We start from the raw sequence: 13,678 nt of genomic DNA, 5'->3' as shown, positions 1-13,678 counted from the left end.
TTTCAATGCAGATCAGGCAACCGGTGCCGGTGGCGGCTCGTCCGGAAGCGTCGGTTCGCCAGGCTCGGTGGGTTGTTCGTTGGGGGTATCGGGATCGGGCTGTCCGGGAATTCCGCCGGCCATGCTCAGTGGCGGATGCGCCAACAAGGACCAGGCCAATACGCCAATCTGATTGGGCTCGAGCCTTGCCAGTTCGGCAGTGATTTGCGGATCGATCTTCATAGGGCACTCCTCGGCGAAGGCCCGTTTTGCCGAAAGCAAAAACGGGCAGTACACCCCATAGAGTGTCTGCCCGCCAAAGAATTCCCGCGATCTGTCGGATGGACCGATCAGGTGCGCGGCAAGGTCACGCCACGCTGGCCCTGGTACTTGCCACCGCGATCCTTGTAGGACACTTCACATTCCTCGTCGGATTCGAGGAACAGCATCTGCGCCACGCCTTCGTTGGCGTAGATTTTCGCCGGCAGGTTGGTGGTGTTGGAGAACTCCAGGGTCACGTGGCCTTCCCACTCAGGCTCAAGCGGCGTGACGTTAACGATGATGCCGCAACGCGCGTAGGTGCTTTTACCCAGACAGATGGTCAGCACATTGCGCGGAATGCGGAAATATTCGACGGTGCTGGCCAGGGCGAAGGAGTTCGGCGGAATGATGCAAACGTCGCTGTGGACGTCGACGAAGCTGCCCGGATCGAAGTTTTTCGGGTCGACGATGGACGAGTTGATGTTGGTGAACACCTTGAAGTGATTGGTGCAGCGCACGTCGTAGCCGTAGCTCGACACACCGTAGGAGATCACTCGGCTGTCATCGCTGCCGCGCATCTGGCGCTCGACGAACGGCTCGATCATGCCCTGTTCCTGCGCCATGCGGCGAATCCACTTGTCCGATTTGATGCTCATGGCGGGGTGTCCTGAATAGCGAGGTGGAAAAATTCTGTCCGGCATCTTACCGGGCGCGCCGCCCGGTTCAAAGTGCGCGGTGCAATTCTCGCCGAACACCCATGAAATACGGGCTTTGGCGACGAACCGTCACACCGCCGATCCCGAAAACAGAGAAACCTTCGCAAGAAGCATTGGCACTTCTCGGAAACTGGGTTAAGGTGGCGTCACTGTGTTGCTTGTGTCACTGAGAATCTCTACACGATATGTTGAATTTCGATCCAACCATCTACAAGAATTTTTCCTGCTCTTTGCACTCAGTCTCGGCCAGGGTTCTTCCTGAGTCGCAGTTATCTTTGTTCAAGGAGTTACACCATGTCTAATCGCCAAACCGGTACCGTTAAGTGGTTCAACGATGAAAAAGGCTTCGGCTTCATCACTCCACAATCCGGTGACGACCTGTTCGTTCACTTCAAAGCTATCCAATCCGACGGCTTCAAAAGCCTGAAAGAAGGCCAACAGGTTTCTTTCATCGCTACCCGCGGTCAGAAAGGCATGCAAGCTGAAGAAGTACAAGTTATCTAACTTGTAGCTTCTTTAGAAAAGAGCCCCGCCCTTAAAAGCGGGGCTTTTTTGTGGGCGCCTCTTTTCCGGGCGAAAAAAAAGATCGCAGCCTTCGGCAGCTCCTACAGAATGTACATCAATTCTCTGTAGGAGCTGCCGAAGGCTGCGATTTTTTGTGGGTGCCTTACCAGGCCACGCCAAACCCGGCGGTATAACGGGTCTTGTTCAGATCGGCATCGTTGGTGCCGCTGATGATGTCGCGTTCAGCCTTGAGGTTGAGCGATGCCCAGTCGGTGACCTTGTAGCGCAGCCCCAATTCAGCATCCAGCGCGTAATCGGCGACACCGGACAGCGGCTTGCCCACTTCACCGTTGGTGAAGAACTCGACTTTCTTGCCGATCAGGTAACGGTTGTAATCCCACTTCATCGCGACAGAATAGAAGTTGTCCTTGCTGCCATCGCGATACTCGTAGTCGGTGCGGTTAAGCAGCGAGCCCAGCGAGAACGCGCCCAACTCGTCATCCCAGAACTGATAGCCGGGACCGGTACCGACCACACGCTGGCGTGCCAGCTCTTCGATGTGATCACGCTTGTAGTTCAGACGGCCCTGCCAAAACCATTTATCGGTCAGGAAGCGGTCGAGTGCGTACTCGGCGCGCCAGTTATTGGTAGTGGTCTCGTCGTCTTGCACTTCGCGGTTGTACTCACCTTCGGCGGTATGACGCCAGCGACCATGACGCGCCGTAGTCTTGAAGCCGACATCGTAGTCATCGGTGTCTTTCTCGGCGCGTTGATAATCCAGCGCCAGGTCGACATTGCCCTTCCACACCAGATCTTCGACCACCGGTTTCGGCTTGAGAATCTGCTGAATGCTCGCCAGCTCAACGGTTTTCGGCGCCTCACCATTGGCCAGGGTGACCTTGCCATCTTCGGCAGCCGTCAGCGACTTGGACACTTCACCGCTGTAGGCATCCTGTTTGACCAGCAAGTGCTGATCACTGTCCAGCGTCTTGACCTCTTTCCAGTCAATGGTGACCGCACCGGCGTATTTGGTCTGGATCAACAGCTTGCCGCCATCGAACACGGTGATGGTGCCGCTCAACTTGTCACCGTTCTTCAACCAGACGGTGTCGGCAAGCAGGGGCGTGGACGCACTGAAAACAGCAAGGCACAGCAGAGATCTGGACAACATAAGCAAATCGAAGGCTCAAGTTTGCGAAAAAAGGTCGGCATTATCCGTAGGAATAAGACCCTGACAAGGACTGACCGGACTATTTCCGATGAGTTCATTTCTCAATTGCGCGATCACCGATTACTCTGAAAGCCATCAAACTGTTCATGCTCAGGAACCGCGCACGTGAAAGACCCGCTCGACAGCGTTGAAAACGATGCGCAAATCCGACGCACGGCGCTCTACTCGACGCTCGCCCAAGTGCCCGAAGGCAAAGTCGTCAGCTATGGTCAGTTAGCTGAACTGGCCGGATTGGGGCGCGCCGCCCGCTGGGTCGGCCGCACCTTGAGTCAGTTACCCGGCGATACAAAGCTGCCCTGGCACCGCGTGCTGGGCGCCGGCGGTCGGATCAGCCTGCCGGTGGGCAGCCCGTCCGGCGATGAACAGCGGGCCCGATTGCGCATGGAAGGCATCACCGTCCTGAACAATCGTGTGGATATTCAGCGCCATGGCTGGCGTCCGGTAGAGCACAGCGGTTAGAGTGCGCGCTTTGTTTCCGCAATCTTGAGGCAGACTTCAGCCCATGCCCCGTAAAACCTGGCGCGCCGCGCTAGCCGCTTATGCCAGTCCTTCGACGCTCGTGCTGTTGTTGCTCGGTTTCGCCGCCGGCCTGCCGTACATGCTGGTGTTCTCTACGCTATCCGTCTGGCTGCGTGAAGCCGGTGTCGCCCGTGAAACCATCGGCTACGCCAGCCTGATCGGCCTGGCCTATGCGTTCAAATGGGTCTGGTCACCTTTACTCGACCAATGGCGCCTGCCGTTGCTGGGCAAACTTGGCCGTCGCCGTTCGTGGCTGGTGCTCTCACAAGCCCTGGTCATCCTCGGCTTGATCGGCATGGGTTTCTGCGACCCGCAAAAGCACCTGTCCTGGTTGATCGCCATTGCTGTTGTTGTCGCCTTCGCCTCCGCCACCCAAGACATCGCGGTCGACGCCTATCGCCTGGAAATCGCCGAAGACAACCGCCAGGCCGCCCTCGCTGCCAGCTATATGTCCGGGTATCGCGTGGCTGCACTGCTGGCCACTGCTGGCGCGCTGTTCTTCGCTGAGGGCTTCGGCTCCACTGGCTTCAACTATCAGCATTCGGCCTGGGCCGGCACCTACGCGCTGTTCGGTGCACTGATGATTCCCGCGCTGCTGACCACGCTGTTCATGCGCGAGCCGCCGGTGCCGCTACGCACTCAGTTGCAGGCCGGGCGTTACACCTTCATGCACCAACTGATGTCGGTGTTTGTGCTGATCGTGTTGCTGGTCTCGGTACCGGCGATGTTCACCCAGCTCTACAACACTGATTTCGCCAGCGTACTGTTCGGCGGCATGAGCCCGCTCGACCTGCTGCTCGAAGACCGCGCGTTCCTGCGTGCCATTCTGTATACGCTGCTGACCGGTCTGTGCCTGTCGACCATGGGCCGTCGCGGCCTCGCCCCGGTGCTGACGCCGGTCAACGACTTCATTCTGCGCTATCGCTGGCAGGCACTGCTGTTGCTCGGCCTGATCGCCACCTATCGAATGTCGGACACGGTGATGGGCGTCATGGCCAACGTGTTCTACATCGATCAGGGTTTTACCAAGGATCAGATTGCCAGTGTCAGCAAGATCTTCGGCCTGATCATGACGCTGGTCGGCGCCGGTATGGGCGGCCTGCTGATCGTGCGCTTCGGCATTCTGCCGATCCTGTTCATCGGCGGCGCGGCCTCGGCAGCCACCAACCTGCTGTTCGTCATGCTCGCTGACATGGGTCCGAACCTGCAGATGCTGATGGTGACCATTTCCCTCGATAACTTCAGCTCCGGCCTGGCGACGTCGGCGTTCGTTGCCTACCTGTCGAGCCTGACCAACCTGAAGTTCTCGGCCACGCAATACGCGCTGCTCAGCTCGATCATGCTGCTGTTGCCGCGCCTGATGGGCGGGTATTCCGGTGTCTTGGTGGAAAAGTTCGGCTATCACAGCTTCTTCCTGATCACCGCTCTGCTCGGCGTGCCGACGCTGATTCTGATCGCGTTGCACTGGTTCCAGGAAAGCCGCCGCGAAGGCCCGACGCCAACGCCCGAGCCTGTGCCGACGCCGATCGCAGAAGAATCGTAAGACGTTTCGGCAACGGCGGGAGGAATCTCGCCGTCGTGCCTCCCCACTGACCTCACGCCTGTACGTCGGCAAATCTCGCCGGTACACTGCGGAGTCATTTCCAGTCATAGCAACCGACAACGGCCAACCATGCGCACCAGTCAATTTTTGCTCGCCACACAGAAAGAAACGCCTTCCGACGCGGTCGTGATCAGCCACCAGCTGATGCTGCGCGCCGGCATGATCCGCAAACTCGCCTCGGGCCTGTACACCTGGCTGCCCATGGGCCTGCGAGTCATGCGCAAGGTTGAAGCCATCGTTCGCGAAGAGATGAACGCTGCCGGTTCTCTGGAAGTGTTGATGCCGAGCACCCAACCGGCCGAGCTGTGGCAGGAATCGGGGCGCTGGGAAGAGTACGGCCCTGAGCTGCTGCGCATCAAAGACCGCCACGGTCGCGACTTCTGCGCGGGCCCGACCCACGAAGAAGTGATCACCGATCTGATGCGCAACGAGTTGAGCAGCTACAAACAGTTGCCGATCAACCTGTACCAGATCCAGACCAAATTCCGTGACGAAATCCGCCCACGCTTCGGTTTGATGCGTGGCCGTGAATTCATCATGAAAGATGCTTACTCGTTCCACGCTGATCAGGCATCGCTGCAGGTCACCTATGACCGCATGCACCAAGCGTACTGCAACGTGTTTACCCGCTTGGGCCTGAAATTCCGTCCGGTTGAAGCCGACAACGGTTCGATCGGTGGTGCCGGTTCGCACGAATTCCACGTACTGGCCGAATCCGGCGAAGACGACATCGTCTTCAGCAACGGCTCCGACTACGCGGCGAACATCGAAAAAGCCGAAGCCGTGCCACGCGAAACTTCGCGCCCTGCTCCGACCGAAGAGCTGCGCCTGGTCGATACGCCAGACACCAAAACCATCGCGGCGCTGGTGGAAAAATTCAATCTGCCGATTGAAAAGACCATCAAGACCCTGATCGTGCGCGCCGAAGAAGAAGGCAAGCTGATCGCACTGGTCATCCGTGGCGACCACGAGCTCAACGAAATCAAGGCTGCCCAGCAACCTGGCGTAGCCAGCCCGCTGGTCATGGCCACCGATGCCGAACTGCGTGACGCCATTGGCGCCGGCGCCGGTTCGCTGGGCCCGCTGAACCTGCCGCTGCCAATCATCATCGACCGTTCGGTCGAGCTGATGAGCGACTTCGGTATCGGCGCGAACATCGACGACAAACACTACTTCGGCGTGAACTGGGAGCGTGACCTGCCAGTTCCGACCGTGGCTGACCTGCGCAACGTGGTCGCCGGCGATCCAAGCCCGGACGGCAAAGGCACCCTGGAAATCAAGCGCGGCATCGAAGTCGGGCACATCTTCCAGCTGGGCAACAAGTACAGCAAGGCGATGAAGTGCGAAGTGCTGGGCGAGAACGGCAAGCCAGTCACCCTGGAAATGGGTTGCTACGGCATCGGCGTGTCTCGCGTGGTGGCTGCGGCCATTGAGCAAAACAACGACGCCAACGGCATCATCTGGAGCGACACCCTGGCGCCGTTCCAGATCGCTCTGGTACCGCTGCGCTATGAAACCGAGCAGGTGCGCGAAGCCACCGACAAGCTGTACGCCGAACTGACAGCCGCCGGTTTCGAAGTGCTGCTGGACGATCGCGACAAGAAAACCAGCCCGGGCATCAAGTTCGCGGACATGGAGCTGATCGGCATTCCACACCGGATCGTGGTCAGCGACCGCGGTCTTGCCGAAGGCAACCTGGAATACAAGAGCCGTACCGAGCCGGAAGCGCAAGCGCTGCCGGTCGCCGATGTGGTGTCCTTCCTTCAGGCCCGTATCCGCCGCTGAAACCAGATAGAGACGTCATGTTCAAGCGAAACACCTTAGGCCTAGGTGGCACCGCCCTGTGCGGTGCCCTGCTGGTCAGCGGCTGTGCCAATCACATGTCACAACGCAGCGAGCACGAAGAGCGGGTCGAGCGAAAGTTGCTCGACCACAGCCTGCAGATCGATGTCGGTGAGCCTAAGGAGCTTGAGCTGCCGCAGCGACGCGTAAAGATCAACGAGCAGAAGACCTTCGAAGTCACCGAGTTCGAAGTGACGCGTCGCTACGATCGCTACACGCCTTACCAGCCTTGGCGGGAGATCTATGAGATTCCGCTGGGCGCGGTAGCCGTGGTGGGCGGCATCGGCGCCAACGTGGTCAATGTGTTCGCCCTCGGCAACTTGCCGGACAGCGTCACCAGGGACTGGCTGAGCTATGGTTTTGCCGGGCTCAACCCATTCATGAACGCGCAGTCCAACGGTCGTGCGCAACAGAACCTGGCCGGCATCGATGAAGTCCAGCGCGACAAGCGTACGGAGTATTCGAGCCTGCCGTGGAGCGAACGTCCGGTGCAGGTCAAGGCTGGCAAACAGACCTTCGACATGACCACTGATCGTAACGGTGTACTGCGCCTGAACCTGCTCGACAGTCCGTTTGCCGAAAATGACCTTAATCATGTCGGCAAACTGCAGATCAGCGTCGAAGACGCCAAGGATGACGTGCACTCTGACTCATCGCTGGTGATCAGCAGTCATCTGCGTGGCAAGTTGCTGGAAGCGCACGGGCTGATTTATGACGACCTGGAAGACGACGAAGTGAGCCAGTGGGTACACCGGGTCAAACGTCTGTCGGAACTGGGTCTGGAAGAAGAGGCCAGCGAGCTGGAACAAAGCCTCATCGAACTGACGCGTAACGATCCTGAGTTGCAGGCTGAGTTTCTCAAGTCGCTGACCAAGGATGCCGGACGTCTGGTGGCGGATCCGGGACCGAATTAAGGCCCCATAAAAGATCGCAGCCTTCGGCAGCTCCTACATTGGAACGCGTTTTCCTGTAGGAGCTGCCGAAGGCTGCGATCTTTTGACTTTAACGTTCAAACAACTCCATCTGCTCAAACCCACCCCGCAAATCCTCCAGCCTTACCCCAACCCCCAACAACCGCACCGGTTTCCCGCCGCGATTGAACGCCTGCGTCAGCATCAACTGATAACTGCCCAGATCCCGCCCTGCCCCGGCCTGCTCGAGTGTCGTCTGGGTAAAGTCATGAAACTTCACTTTGACGAACGGCTTGCCCGGCCGATAACTGCTGTCGATCCGCGCCATACGGGTTTTCAGGGTTTCGAGCAGTTCGGGCAATTTATCCAGGCAACTGCGCAGATCCGGCAGATCAACGTCGTAGGTATTTTCCACACTGATCGACTGACGCCGACTGTCGTTGTGCACCAGCCGGTCATCGATCCCACGGGCCAGACTCCACAGTCGCTCGCCAAAACTGCCGAACTCGCGCACCAGCGCCAGCTTGTCCCACTCGCGCAAGTGCTGGCAGTCGACGATCCCCAGCTTGCCGAGCTTGTCGGCGGTGACCTTGCCGACGCCGTGCAACTTGCTCACCGGCAAACCGCTGACAAACTCCTCCACCTGATCCGGCGTAATAACGAACAAGCCGTTGGGCTTTTTCCAGTCACTGGCGATTTTTGCCAGAAACTTGTTCGGCGCCACGCCCGCAGACACGGTGATGTGCAATTGATTGGAGACCCGCCGGCGAATGTCTTGGGCAATGCGTGTGGCACTGCCGCCGAAATGCGCGCTATCGGAAACATCCAGATAAGCCTCATCCAGCGACAGCGGTTCAATCAGGTCGGTGTAGTCGCTGAAGATCGTGTGTATTTCTTTCGACGCTTCGCGATAGGCGTCCATGCGCGGCTTGACGATGGTCAGGTCCGGGCACAGCTTCAAAGCATGTCCCGAAGCCATCGCCGAACGCACGCCATAGGCCCGCGCTTCGTAATTGCAGGTGGCGATCACCCCGCGCCGGTCCGCCGAACCACCCACCGCCAACGGCTTGCCGGCCAGACGCGGGTCATCGCGCATCTCGATGGCGGCGTAGAAACAGTCGCAGTCAATGTGGATGATTTTTCGCTGAGTCATGTCAGAAAAGGAAACGTGGCGAACCGGATCGGCAGTATCTCACTGACACCTGTATATAGCACCAGTGGTATGAATGTTCTTTCCAGGCGGTAGGAAATGTCCTTTGAATTTATTTTCTCAATCGACGAGCGGCCGCCAATAGAGCTGAAAGCCTTGCCCCGCCTGACCTGTAGCGTGACAAACACCCGTAAAAATGCGCTAACCGATTGAACCTCAACAGATTTATCCAGATTGCGGGTTGACACCCCTGCGTTCCTCTGTAGAATGCCGACACACAGACGCGGGATGGAGCAGTCTGGTAGCTCGTCGGGCTCATAACCCGAAGGTCGTCGGTTCAAATCCGGCTCCCGCAACCAAACATCAAAAAAGGCTACTCGAAAGAGTGGCCTTTTTTGTGCGCGTCTGTTTTGTCGATTTCCTCTTCTTATAAAGAAGCGATCGCCAAACAGGAATTCTTTGCATTTCCGAAACTTAACGCATCAGCTGCGACCGTTTGACGCGAATGCACACTTATTTGACCCTTTATGGGATTAGCGGTTGACACCTCGCCGTTCGCCTGTAGAATGCCGCCACACAGACGCGGGATGGAGCAGTCTGGTAGCTCGTCGGGCTCATAACCCGAAGGTCGTCGGTTCAAATCCGGCTCCCGCAACCAAACATCAAAAAAGGCTACTCGAAAGAGTGGCCTTTTTTGTATCTGTTGAAAAAGTCCTTTCGCAACAATGATCTGTCACTGTGCAGTGAACCGCTTGGGATCTTCAGAAGTACTCACTTGCGACTATGCTTGAGTCGCAGGCAAGGCCTCTGCAATCCAGGAACTGCCCTCGCCGATGCCCGGTGAGAGGCGTAGTATTTTGTGATTATTTTTTTCTACAGGGATTGGTAACTTGGCTGGATACCTCCATCCTGTCGCGCACAATCCAAGAGGTGATTGATGCGCGCCAACTCGTCTGATCCACAAGACACCGTCACAGCGGAACACCCGATCAAACCCGAGCGCCTGCGCTTGCTGGATCGGTTGAGCAAATACCGTCAGCCCATCGGGCTGGGGGTCACCTTGCTGTTGTTCGCCATTGCGCTGATTGCCTGTCGTCATCTGCTCGCCGAACTCGATCTCGATGCGTTGCACGACTCGATTCTTGACGTGCCGAAACCCGCCCTGCTCGGCGCCTTCGGTGCGACCGTGGTCGGCTTCATTATTCTGCTTGGCTACGAATGGTCGGCCAGTCGCTATGCCGGCGTGACCTTGCCGCCGCGCACATTGGCGCTGGGCGGCTTCACCGCGTTTGCGATTGGCAATGCGATCGGTCTGTCGCTGCTGTCCGGCGGTTCGGTACGCTACCGTTTATATGCACGATTGGGTCTGGGGGCGTCGGAAGTCGCGCACATGACCTTGTTCGCCAGCCTGTCGCTGGGTTGCGCCCTGCCTCCACTGGCTGCATTGGCAACGCTGAGCGACCTGCCTGCTGCCTCTCAAGCCCTGGGTTTGTCCGAAGGTCTGCTCGGCACAGTCGCCACTGTCGTGCTGGCGCTTGGCGCAGCACTGGCTGTTGGCATCTACCGTCGGCGCCTGCCGGAACAACCGTTGCGCGACAACCTGCTGGTCAGGGTTGGCCGCCGCACGTTGCGCTTGCCGGGGCGTCGCCTGACGTTCCTGCAACTGATCATTACCGCCCTCGACGTTGCCGCTGCCGCGACCGTTCTCTATCTATTGCTGCCGGAGGCGCCGCCGTTCGGCGCATTCCTGCTGGTGTACCTGTTGGCATTGGCTGCCGGTGTACTCAGTCATGTACCCGGCGGCGTCGGTGTGTTCGAAGCGATTCTGCTGGCCGCTTTCGCCGACACGCTAGGTGCCGCACCACTGGCCGCGGCGCTGCTGCTGTATCGCCTGATCTACGTGGTGTTGCCGCTGCTGGTGGCCTGCGTATTCCTGCTGATCAACGAAGGTCAGCGCCTGTTTCAAACCCAGACCATGCGCGCCGCGTCTGGTCTGGCGGCACCGATTCTGGCGGTGTTGGTGTTCCTGTCCGGCGTGGTGCTGCTGTTTTCTGGTGCGACGCCCGAGATCGATACACGTCTGGAACACATCGGCTTTCTGATCCCGCATCGTCTGGTCGACGCCTCGCACTTCGGCGCCAGCCTGATCGGCGTGCTCTGCCTGATGCTGGCCCAGGGCCTGCGCCGGCGCCTGTCGGCCGCGTGGATGCTGACCACCATTCTGCTGCTGGTCGGTGCCCTGCTCTCGCTGCTTAAAGGCTTCGACTGGGAAGAAGCGACGCTGATGACCCTCACCGCAGCCTTGCTCGGTGTGTTCCGTCGCTCGTTCTATCGCCCGAGCCGCCTGACCGAACTGCCCTTCTCCCCCCTGTATCTGGTGGCCAGCCTCTGCGTGCTGGGCGCTTCGACGTGGCTGCTGCTGTTCGCCTATCAGGACGTGCCGTACAGCCATCAACTGTGGTGGCAGTTCACCCTCGACGCTGACGCCCCGCGTGGCCTGCGTTCGCTGCTTGGCGCTGCCGTGCTGTTGCTGGTGATCGCGCTGACCTGGCTGCTGCGCACCGCGCGCCCGGTCATTCACCTGCCAACGCCAGACGAACTCGATCGTGCGGCAAAGATACTGATGGCATCGTCGCAACCCGACGGTGGCCTCGCGCTGACCGGTGACAAGGCGTTGCTGTTTCACCAGAACGACGAAGCCTTCCTGATGTACGCACGCCGTGGCCGCAGCCTGGTGGCGCTGTACGACCCGATCGGCCCCGGCCAGCAACGCGCCGAGATGATCTGGCAGTTCCGCGACCTTTGTGACATTCACCACGCTCGCCCGGTGTTCTACCAGGTGCGCGCGGAGAACCTGCCGTACTACATGGACATCGGCCTGACCGCGATCAAACTCGGCGAAGAAGCCCGGGTCGATCTGCTTCGCTTTGACCTGGAAGCCAAGGGCAAAGAGATGAAGGACCTGCGTTACACCTGGAACCGTGGCACCCGCGACGGCTTGTCGCTGGAAATCCACGAACCGGGCCAAGCGCCGATGGATGAGCTGAAAGTGATTTCCGATGCATGGCTGACCGGCAAGAACGTGCGTGAGAAAGGCTTCTCCCTCGGCCGATTCAGCGACGATTACCTGAAGCATTTCCGCATCGCGGTGATTCGCTTCGAAGGCCGCCCGGTGGCATTCGCCAACCTGCTCGAGACTTACAGCCATGACCTGGCCAGTCTCGACCTGATGCGCGCGCACCCGGACGCCCCCAAGCTGACCATGGAATTCATGATGGTCGGCCTGATTCAACACTATAAGAGTCACGGATACGCGCGCTTCAGCCTGGGCATGGTGCCGTTGTCGGGGTTGCAACCCCGGCGTGGTGCACCGCTGACCCAGCGTCTGGGCTCGATGGTTTTCCGCCGTGGTGAGCAGCTGTACAACTTCCAAGGTTTGCGCCGCTTCAAAGACAAGTTCCAGCCTGACTGGGAACCCCGTTATATGGCCGTGCCCGCCGGACTTGATCCGCTGGTGGCGCTGGCCGACACTGCTGCCCTGATCGCGGGCGGCTTGACTGGATTGGTGAAACGCTGATGATTCAACGCTCCCTGAAGTACATCCTGGCCGCACTGATCGTGCTGGCCGTGATTGCCGGCGGCGGTTTCTGGTACCTCAAACGTCCGGCACCAGAACCGACGCTCGAACCTGTTACGACGGCAGACGGCACCGTTTTGACCCGCGTCATCCCCGGCACCAAACCCAAGGCGCAGGTGCTGGTCGCGGTCAACGACGACCAGAAACTCTCTGAAAAACAACTGACCACCCTGAGCCGCAGCGCCTCGGCGCAAATCGTTCAGGTGATTCTGCCCAAGGACTGCCTGCTGCAAAGCCGCGCCCTGCAAACCGGTCTGCGCGAACTGAACGGCCCGGCTACGCTGGTCAGCGGTATCGGCCCCGGCGCGGTACTGGCCTGGCGTTGGTTGTCTGAGCAAAAGGACGACAAGGCCCAAGCGATTTCCGTGGACCTGGCGCTGGAAAAACCCGGCTGCACTCACCTGTTGCCGAAATCCGCCGCCCACGGCCACTGGCTGGTGGCGTGGAACGACAACCCGGACGACGCCAGCGCAGGTTTCGTGCGCGATCAACCGAACGCCGAAACCAGCATCAGCGACTACGACATCAACCTGCCGCAAGTGCTGAACAACGAACTGCGCAAGATCCTCGTCGGCGGCGACAAGGCCAACGGCGGTCTGGCGATCCCGGTGGTTGAAGTGCCGGCCGGCCAGGCCAAAGACACCGTGACCCTGTTCCTCTCCGGTGACGGCGGCTGGCGCGACCTCGACCGCGACGTGGCCGGTGAAATGGCCAAGATCGGCTACCCGGTGGTAGGCATCGACACCCTGCGCTACTACTGGCAGCACAAGAGCCCGGAGCAAAGCGCACTGGACCTGACCGAACTGATGCAGCACTACCGGCAGAAATGGGGCACCAAGCGCTTCATCCTCACCGGTTACTCGTTCGGTGCCGACGTGTTGCCGGCAATCTACAACCGCCTGCCAGAAACCGAGCAGCAGCGCGTCGACGCAATCATCCTGCTGGCCTTCGCCCGTACCGGCAGCTTCGAAATCGAAGTCGAAGGCTGGCTGGGTAACGCCGGCAAAGAAGCCGCCACCGGCCCGGAAATGGCCAAGCTGCCAGCGGCCAAGGTCGTGTGCATCTATGGTGAAGAAGAGACGGATGAAAGTGGCTGCACCGACAAGACGGCAGTCGGAGAGGCGGTGAAACTGCCTGGCGGCCACCACTTCGACGAGAACTACCCGGCGCTGGCCAAGCGTTTGGTGGACTTGATCGAGAAGCGCCAGAGCAAGGACTCGGTCGCCGAAGAGTGATCTGAGCCACGCCCACAAAAGGCCCCCGCAACTTCGCAGTTACGGGGGCTTTTTACATTCCATCAGCCACGAAAATCCCCTGTGGGAAAT

The 13,678-nt window shown here is 59.3% G+C and carries 12 protein-coding genes and 2 tRNA genes; 9 read left to right on the top strand and 5 right to left on the bottom strand.

Going from position 1 to position 13,678, the window contains the following annotated elements:
- Positions 1-12 precede the first annotated feature (12 nt).
- A complete protein-coding gene (locus J0G10_RS07345; protein WP_007918615.1) occupies positions 13-222 on the bottom strand; it encodes a hypothetical protein in 210 nt (69 codons plus the stop codon).
- 107 nt (positions 223-329) lie between these two features.
- Positions 330-896 (bottom strand): dCTP deaminase, encoded by a 567-nt coding sequence (gene dcd, locus J0G10_RS07340; protein WP_093436360.1) that lies wholly within the window; start codon positions 894-896, stop codon positions 330-332.
- 354 nt (positions 897-1,250) lie between these two features.
- On the opposite strand from dcd, the gene J0G10_RS07335 reads away from it, so the two are divergent.
- Complete coding sequence (locus tag J0G10_RS07335) at positions 1,251-1,460, top strand: cold-shock protein (RefSeq protein WP_002554837.1); 210 nt, start codon at positions 1,251-1,253, stop codon at positions 1,458-1,460.
- A 163-nt stretch (positions 1,461-1,623) separates the two neighbouring features.
- On the opposite strand, the gene J0G10_RS07330 is transcribed toward J0G10_RS07335, so the two are convergent.
- Entirely contained in the window at positions 1,624-2,631 is a 1,008-nt protein-coding gene (locus J0G10_RS07330) for a DUF481 domain-containing protein (protein WP_095049110.1), read from the bottom strand.
- A gap of 165 nt (positions 2,632-2,796) precedes the next feature.
- On the opposite strand from J0G10_RS07330, the gene J0G10_RS07325 reads away from it, so the two are divergent.
- From J0G10_RS07325 to J0G10_RS07310, 4 genes are all read left to right on the top strand, one after another.
- Complete coding sequence (locus tag J0G10_RS07325; protein WP_016985281.1) at positions 2,797-3,150, top strand: MGMT family protein; 354 nt, start codon at positions 2,797-2,799, stop codon at positions 3,148-3,150.
- 43 nt (positions 3,151-3,193) lie between these two features.
- A complete protein-coding gene (locus J0G10_RS07320; RefSeq protein WP_095049109.1) occupies positions 3,194-4,753 on the top strand; it encodes an AmpG family muropeptide MFS transporter in 1,560 nt (519 codons plus the stop codon).
- Positions 4,754-4,882: 129 nt separating this feature from the next.
- Entirely contained in the window at positions 4,883-6,598 is a 1,716-nt protein-coding gene (locus tag J0G10_RS07315) for a proline--tRNA ligase (RefSeq protein WP_093436373.1), read from the top strand.
- 17 nt (positions 6,599-6,615) lie between these two features.
- Positions 6,616-7,569, top strand: a complete 954-nt coding sequence (locus J0G10_RS07310; RefSeq protein WP_095049108.1) for a hypothetical protein — start codon at positions 6,616-6,618, stop codon at positions 7,567-7,569.
- 88 nt (positions 7,570-7,657) lie between these two features.
- On the opposite strand, the gene dinB is transcribed toward J0G10_RS07310, so the two are convergent.
- Together dinB and J0G10_RS07300 are read right to left on the bottom strand one after the other, a co-directional pair.
- Positions 7,658-8,719, bottom strand: coding sequence for a DNA polymerase IV (gene dinB, locus J0G10_RS07305; protein ID WP_095049107.1), 1,062 nt, complete (start codon positions 8,717-8,719; stop codon positions 7,658-7,660).
- Positions 8,716-8,964 (bottom strand): hypothetical protein, encoded by a 249-nt coding sequence (locus J0G10_RS07300; protein ID WP_220558228.1) that lies wholly within the window; start codon positions 8,962-8,964, stop codon positions 8,716-8,718. Before J0G10_RS07300 ends, dinB begins: the two co-directional genes overlap by 4 nt.
- Positions 8,965-8,998: 34 nt before the next feature.
- Here J0G10_RS07300 and J0G10_RS07295 point away from each other — a divergent pair.
- The 4 genes from J0G10_RS07295 (at position 8,999) to J0G10_RS07280 (ending at position 13,588) form a co-directional block, all read left to right on the top strand.
- Positions 8,999-9,075 (top strand) — tRNA-Met (locus J0G10_RS07295).
- 222 nt (positions 9,076-9,297) lie between these two features.
- Positions 9,298-9,374: transfer RNA gene (locus J0G10_RS07290), tRNA-Met, on the top strand.
- A 279-nt stretch (positions 9,375-9,653) separates the two neighbouring features.
- Positions 9,654-12,293, top strand: coding sequence for a bifunctional lysylphosphatidylglycerol flippase/synthetase MprF (gene mprF / locus J0G10_RS07285; protein WP_220558227.1), 2,640 nt, complete (start codon positions 9,654-9,656; stop codon positions 12,291-12,293).
- Positions 12,293-13,588: a virulence factor family protein gene (locus J0G10_RS07280; RefSeq protein ID WP_220558226.1), complete on the top strand. Its 1,296-nt coding sequence runs from the start codon at positions 12,293-12,295 to the stop codon at positions 13,586-13,588. The genes mprF and J0G10_RS07280 overlap by 1 nt, the downstream gene beginning before the upstream one ends.
- Positions 13,589-13,678: the final 90 nt, after the last annotated feature.

The organism is Pseudomonas germanica (assembly GCF_019614655.1).
In the GTDB taxonomy this organism is placed as follows: domain Bacteria; phylum Pseudomonadota; class Gammaproteobacteria; order Pseudomonadales; family Pseudomonadaceae; genus Aquipseudomonas; species Aquipseudomonas neuropathica.
The sequence above is the reverse complement of the archived record's forward strand: the minus strand, read 5'-3'. Positions and strand labels throughout refer to the sequence as shown.

What these genes read in the sequence shown, in the direction of transcription:
- J0G10_RS07345 (WP_007918615.1), bottom strand. Translation starts at nt 222, where the DNA reads ATGAAGATCGATCCGCAAATCACTGCCGAACTGGCAAGGCTCGAGCCC.
- dcd (WP_093436360.1), bottom strand. Translation starts at nt 896, where the DNA reads ATGAGCATCAAATCGGACAAGTGGATTCGCCGCATGGCGCAGGAACAG.
- J0G10_RS07335 (WP_002554837.1), top strand. Translation starts at nt 1,251, where the DNA reads ATGTCTAATCGCCAAACCGGTACCGTTAAGTGGTTCAACGATGAAAAA.
- J0G10_RS07330 (WP_095049110.1), bottom strand. Translation starts at nt 2,631, where the DNA reads ATGTTGTCCAGATCTCTGCTGTGCCTTGCTGTTTTCAGTGCGTCCACG.
- J0G10_RS07320 (WP_095049109.1), top strand. Translation starts at nt 3,194, where the DNA reads ATGCCCCGTAAAACCTGGCGCGCCGCGCTAGCCGCTTATGCCAGTCCT.
- J0G10_RS07315 (WP_093436373.1), top strand. Translation starts at nt 4,883, where the DNA reads ATGCGCACCAGTCAATTTTTGCTCGCCACACAGAAAGAAACGCCTTCC.
- J0G10_RS07310 (WP_095049108.1), top strand. Translation starts at nt 6,616, where the DNA reads ATGTTCAAGCGAAACACCTTAGGCCTAGGTGGCACCGCCCTGTGCGGT.
- dinB (WP_095049107.1), bottom strand. Translation starts at nt 8,719, where the DNA reads ATGACTCAGCGAAAAATCATCCACATTGACTGCGACTGTTTCTACGCC.
- mprF (WP_220558227.1), top strand. Translation starts at nt 9,654, where the DNA reads ATGCGCGCCAACTCGTCTGATCCACAAGACACCGTCACAGCGGAACAC.
- J0G10_RS07280 (WP_220558226.1), top strand. Translation starts at nt 12,293, where the DNA reads ATGATTCAACGCTCCCTGAAGTACATCCTGGCCGCACTGATCGTGCTG.